Raw genomic sequence first — 435 nt, 5'->3', positions numbered from 1 at the left:
CGCCCCGCCCCCCAAAAACTCCCCCCCCCGCGCACAAGAGCGCGTGGCTCCCCCTCTGGCCGCGTTATATCTGCCCCCGGGGGCGCCGCCGCCGGGCGCGCCCCCCACGAGCCTGGACACCGGTGCCACGCTGGCGTCCCTGTACTGGCTGACGCAGATTTCGGCGCTCGCGTACCCGGGCAGCAAGGCCGTCGATCCACCGGGCACCGCCCGTTTCCCACAGGCGAAGATCGCCTTTCCCGCGCTGGCCCTCACCGGCCTCGGCTACCTGCTCGAACGCCGCAGGCTGGCCCGGTCGGGTTCGTGAGCCGGGGGCGTCCCTCGATGCGATGGGGGCACCGAGGGACGCCCCACCGCACAACCCGAACCAACGCGACATCTCGGGGTGCCGTGATGCTGGTAAGGCCACCTTGAGGGCGTCGGACGCCCTCAAGG

The 435-nt window shown here is 72.6% G+C and carries 1 protein-coding gene; it reads left to right on the top strand.

Going from position 1 to position 435, the window contains the following annotated elements:
• The first annotated feature begins 43 nt into the window (after positions 1 to 43).
• Positions 44 to 307 carry a DUF6640 family protein gene (locus tag ACFWX1_RS27230; RefSeq protein ID WP_378391948.1) on the top strand — a complete coding sequence of 88 codons (264 nt, stop codon included), beginning with the start codon at positions 44 to 46 and terminating at the stop codon, positions 305 to 307.
• Positions 308 to 435 lie beyond the last annotated feature (128 nt).

The organism is Amycolatopsis sp. NPDC059021 (genome assembly GCF_042739895.1).
Lineage (GTDB): Bacteria > Actinomycetota > Actinomycetes > Mycobacteriales > Pseudonocardiaceae > Amycolatopsis.
Note: the sequence above shows the minus strand (reverse complement) of the source record. Positions and strands in the feature narration are given on the sequence as shown.